3 protein-coding genes and 1 tRNA gene are annotated in these 4,252 nt (G+C 55.1%); 2 read left to right on the plus strand and 2 right to left on the minus strand.

Features of this window, described 5'->3' with window-relative positions:
- Positions 1 to 331: 331 nt before the first annotated feature.
- Entirely contained in the window at positions 332 to 574 is a 243-nt protein-coding gene (gene secG, locus WMO66_RS06320) for a preprotein translocase subunit SecG (protein WP_349135547.1), read from the minus strand.
- A 127-nt stretch (positions 575 to 701) separates the two neighbouring features.
- Complete coding sequence (prfB, locus tag WMO66_RS06325) at positions 702 to 1,823, minus strand: peptide chain release factor 2 (RefSeq protein WP_349135548.1); 1,122 nt, start codon at positions 1,821 to 1,823, stop codon at positions 702 to 704.
- Between the two features lie 398 nt (positions 1,824 to 2,221).
- Here prfB and WMO66_RS06330 point away from each other — a divergent pair.
- Together WMO66_RS06330 and WMO66_RS06335 are read left to right on the plus strand one after the other, a co-directional pair.
- Positions 2,222 to 2,298: transfer RNA gene (locus tag WMO66_RS06330), tRNA-Arg, on the plus strand.
- 896 nt (positions 2,299 to 3,194) lie between these two features.
- A complete protein-coding gene (locus tag WMO66_RS06335; protein WP_349135549.1) occupies positions 3,195 to 4,202 on the plus strand; it encodes a ParA family protein in 1,008 nt (335 codons plus the stop codon).
- The last annotated feature ends 50 nt before the right edge of the window (positions 4,203 to 4,252 follow it).

Consider the following 4,252-nt stretch of genomic DNA (forward strand, 5'->3'; position numbering starts at 1 on the left):
CGAGGCCCCAACGGGGCCGTGGCAATCTCGGGAAGGCACTGCCGACTCGTACCGGCCGCCGTTAAAACGGAACCGGCCCCGACGGGGCTTGTAGCGGCGCTCACTGCGCAGCCGTTGGCGGCTTTGCCGCCTTACGGATGCGGCGTGCCCCTTGCGGGTAGTGAACGCCCTGTACGGGGCTATTCAACCGCGTAAGGACGCTGGTCTGCACTGCCCTGATGTGTCATTGCGAGGAGGCGCGGCCGGGCAGGACACGCCCCTGCCCCTGCAACGACCTTCTCCAAAATACAAAAAATCCCCCTGCGCACGCAGGGGGATTAGCTGCCTTATCTTACAGAGAGCCGAGCAGAGCGACGAACAGCGTCAGCAGGACGAATACAGCGGCGATCCACTTCGTCAGGCGGGAGAGCTTCGCGTCCAGCGTGCCGGCCTTGCCCTTGCCAAGATAGGTGTCGGAACCGCCGGCGATCGCGCCGAGGCCATCCTCTGCGCCATTCTGGAGAATGATCACGACCGTCAGTACAACGCAGGAGATCATCTGGAAGATCAGGAGAATCAGCTTCAGGGTATCCATAGTAAAAAACCTCCAAAAACGGCCGCGGTTACGGCAGCGGCCTGCCGGAATCAGCCCAAAGGGCGAATATACATACAGTGCCTACAATAATATCATAATGTGCCGGAATTATCAAGCACTTTTTTTGTTATTTCGTGGCCCACGTTCCCGTTGCGGCGCAGGTGAGGTAGGCATTGATGAAGCCGTCGAGGTCGCCGTCCATCACGGCGTTGACGTTCGTGCTCTCAAAGCCCGTGCGGGTGTCCTTCACGAGGGTGTAGGGCATGAAGACGTAGGAGCGGATCTGGCTGCCCCACTCGATCTTCTGCTGCACGCCCTTGATGTCGGAAATTTTCTCGAGGTGCTCGCGCTCCTTGATCTCGATGAGCTTCGAGCGCAGCATGCGCATACACGTTTCCTTGTTCTGGAACTGGTCGCGCTGCGTCTGGCAGGAGACGACGATGCCGGTCGGCTTATGGATGAGTCGGACGGCGGAGGACGTCTTGTTGATGTGCTGGCCGCCTGCGCCGGACGAGCGGTAGACCTGCATTTCAATGTCCTCGGGGCGAATTTCGACCTCGACGTCGTCCGGGATCTCCGGGATGACCTCCACGGCGGAGAACGACGTGTGGCGGCGGCCAGCCGCGTCGAACGGCGAGACGCGCACGAGGCGATGCACGCCGGCCTCGCCCTTCAGAAAGCCGTAGGCGTTGTCGCCCTCGATCATGATGTCCGCCGACTTCAGGCCGGCTTCGTCGCCGTCGAGATAGTCGAGAATTTTATAGGTAAAGCCGTGTGCCTCGGCCCAGCGGGTATACATGCGGTAGAGCATGGCGCACCAATCCTGCGCCTCCGTGCCGCCCGCGCCCGCGTGGAAGGACAGCAGCGCGTTGTTCGCGTCATATTCGCCCGTCAGCAGGGTCTCCAGACGGGCCTCCTCCATGTCGGCCTCGAGCTTGGCATAGCCCGCCGTCAGCTCCTCGAGCATGGAGTCGTCGTTTTCCTCCAGCGCCATTTCGCAGATGGTCATCAGGTCGTCCCATTCGCTGCACATGGACTGGAACTTGTCGCGCTTGCGCTCGAGCGTCTTCGTGCGCATGACGGCCTTCTGCGAGCGCGCGGGGTCGTCCCAGAAGCCGGGGGCCTCCGCCATGGCGTGCAGGCGCTCCAGCTCATCGAGCAGGCTCTGCGGCACAAAGGCGGCGCGCAGCTCCTCGAGCTTCGGCTTCAGGTCGTTCAGTTTGCTCTTATATTCTTCAAATTCGATCATGACAGTATTCTCCAGTTTCGGAATATCATATATAGTATAGCCGAAAGAAGCCCTCCTGTAAAGGGAAATTTTCTGCCCGTTCAGCGCGCGCTGATCTCATATTCCTCGTCCGCGAAGATAAGATCATCCACATCTCCGCCTACCTGCTCCCACCATGGCATGGTCCTCCCCCCTTCCGCCTTTTGACGCTCAGGCCTCCCATTGTATGCGTCTGGGCGGGAAAAATCGCGCGACTTTTGGCGCTGCCTCTTGACATTTTTTCAAAAAACCGCTAAGATGATTCGGTAAATACACATGTCCCAGTAGCTCAGCTGGATAGAGCACACGCCTCCTAAGGTCACGACAAATCGCCCACCTTTGAGCCAAAGGCGATAGGTCCACAGTTCAATTTCATATACGCCCCAATAGCTCAGCCGGATAGAGCGTCCGCCTCCTAAGCGGAAGGCCAGAGGTTCGAATCCTCCTTGGGGTGCCAACCGCCACAAAATTGTGTGATTTTGTGGCGGTTATTTTTCTAAGCGCCGGTCATTTTTCGCCGTTTTTTTCTAAGAAAATCCGGCATTTTTCTAATGGGACGGGTACAGTATGTCCCGCCGATTCTTCTAATGCAGGGGAACGGTTCAAAATTAAAGCCTGTAAAGGTCACAAAAGCGAGGAAGTAATCGCGTGGTTTTGCCAGACAGGAACAATTGTCAAGAGAATCTGCAGAGTGATTCTCTTTCTATCATACAAATTATGAACAGTTTGATTTTTGGCTGAAGCAGTCCATGCTTCGGCTTTTTTGTTTTCCCAATCAGCCCTGCCATATCCACTTAAGACCGCAGAAAAGCGATGCTTTTATACTTTTACTAGGATTTACAAACCTTTATTTGGCTTTATCATCGGAAAAATTTTTTCAACTTTTTTTGAAAAAAACTTTTACAAAATGGCCTCCTTATTCCCAATTAGTGAAGGGGTTATTCTTGCGAGGGCTCCTTCCGGAACCTTGAAAACAGAATAACCATTCATCAGATACATTCCAAAGCGGAGGCGAAAGCCTCAGCCGGAGGTGAGATACGCCGAGACCCACCTGCCCGAAAGGGAGATTGCGGATAGCAAGGTGGATAGCGAATCCGGGTCACACCCAAATGCTTGGTTGCTCCAAGCATGGCGATGAAACGCTTTGGGACAATGATACTTCTCTACGGAGCTGGCGGAGAACCCGGCAGGGGTGAGATTCCCATGGACTCGACTCGCAATCGAGCGTCTGATGAATTCCTTTCCTGCACTTAGGGGGCGGGGTCGAATGAAGTGCAGCGACCAAAGCACAGAACCAATCTCTGTGTTTTGGTGGGTCGCAAGATCAAATTCAAAATGGAAGGAGGAACGAATATGTGTCAGGTAATTGCGATTACAAATCAAAAAGGGGGTGTTGGAAAAACGACTACGACCTTTCATCTTGGCACCAAGCTGGCACAGGAGGGCAAGCGGGTTCTGCTGATCGATGCAGACCCACAGGCCAGTCTGACCGTCTGTTTCGGCATCCGGGATGCGGACACCTTGGACACGACGCTGACCAATGCGTTGCAGGCCATTGTGGAGGACGAGCCAATCGACCCTGAGATGGGCATTCGGACACACGAGGAGGGCGCAAAGCTGTTCCCGGCAAACATCGAGCTGGCATCCTTTGAAACCGCCATGATCAATGTCATGAGCCGGGAGTACATCATGCGAGAGTTCGTGAACATACACCGCCCCAACTTTGACTACATTCTGATTGACTGTATGCCGTCGTTGGGTATGCTGACGGTCAATGCGTTGGCGGCGGCAGACAGCGTGATCATCCCCTCTCAGCCCAGCTTTCTGTCTGCAAAGGGTCTTGACCTCTTGCTCCATTCGGTGGCAAAGGTCAAGCGTTCCATCAACCCCACACTGGACATCAGCGGTATTCTGCTGACGATGGTGGACGATCGCACGAACAATGCACGGGACATCGCAACCACGATTCGCGCAAGCTACGGCGATGCCATGTTCAAGGAGGTGGCGGACGTGCAGACGGCAGATATGCTCAAGCTACCCGTCCCGGAGGCACATTATCATAATGTGGTGCTGAAACCGTCTGAACACCAAAAGGAAATGGTGGCAGACCTGTCCACCCGTGCCGAGCGTGTGCGAAATAAAATGGTCAATTCCAGTGAAGACAATATGCTCTTAATTACCAATGACGGCAGAAAGCTGGCACTGGATCAGCGGCTGGTCAACCCCATGCTCCCCGACAGCGACACCGGCAAGGTCACTGCCTGTGCCAACATTGTCTACGACATCTGGCAGAGAACCACGCCCCGGCGGTCAACGCAGATGGTGTTCTGCGATCGTGTAGCGATACGTTGCTACAAATAAACTTTATGTGGGCGAAAGCCTGTAAGGAGGTAAAAGTAGCGGGGAAAACA

Source organism: Faecousia intestinalis, assembly GCF_040096185.1.
GTDB lineage: Bacteria > Bacillota > Clostridia > Oscillospirales > Oscillospiraceae > JAZOXB01.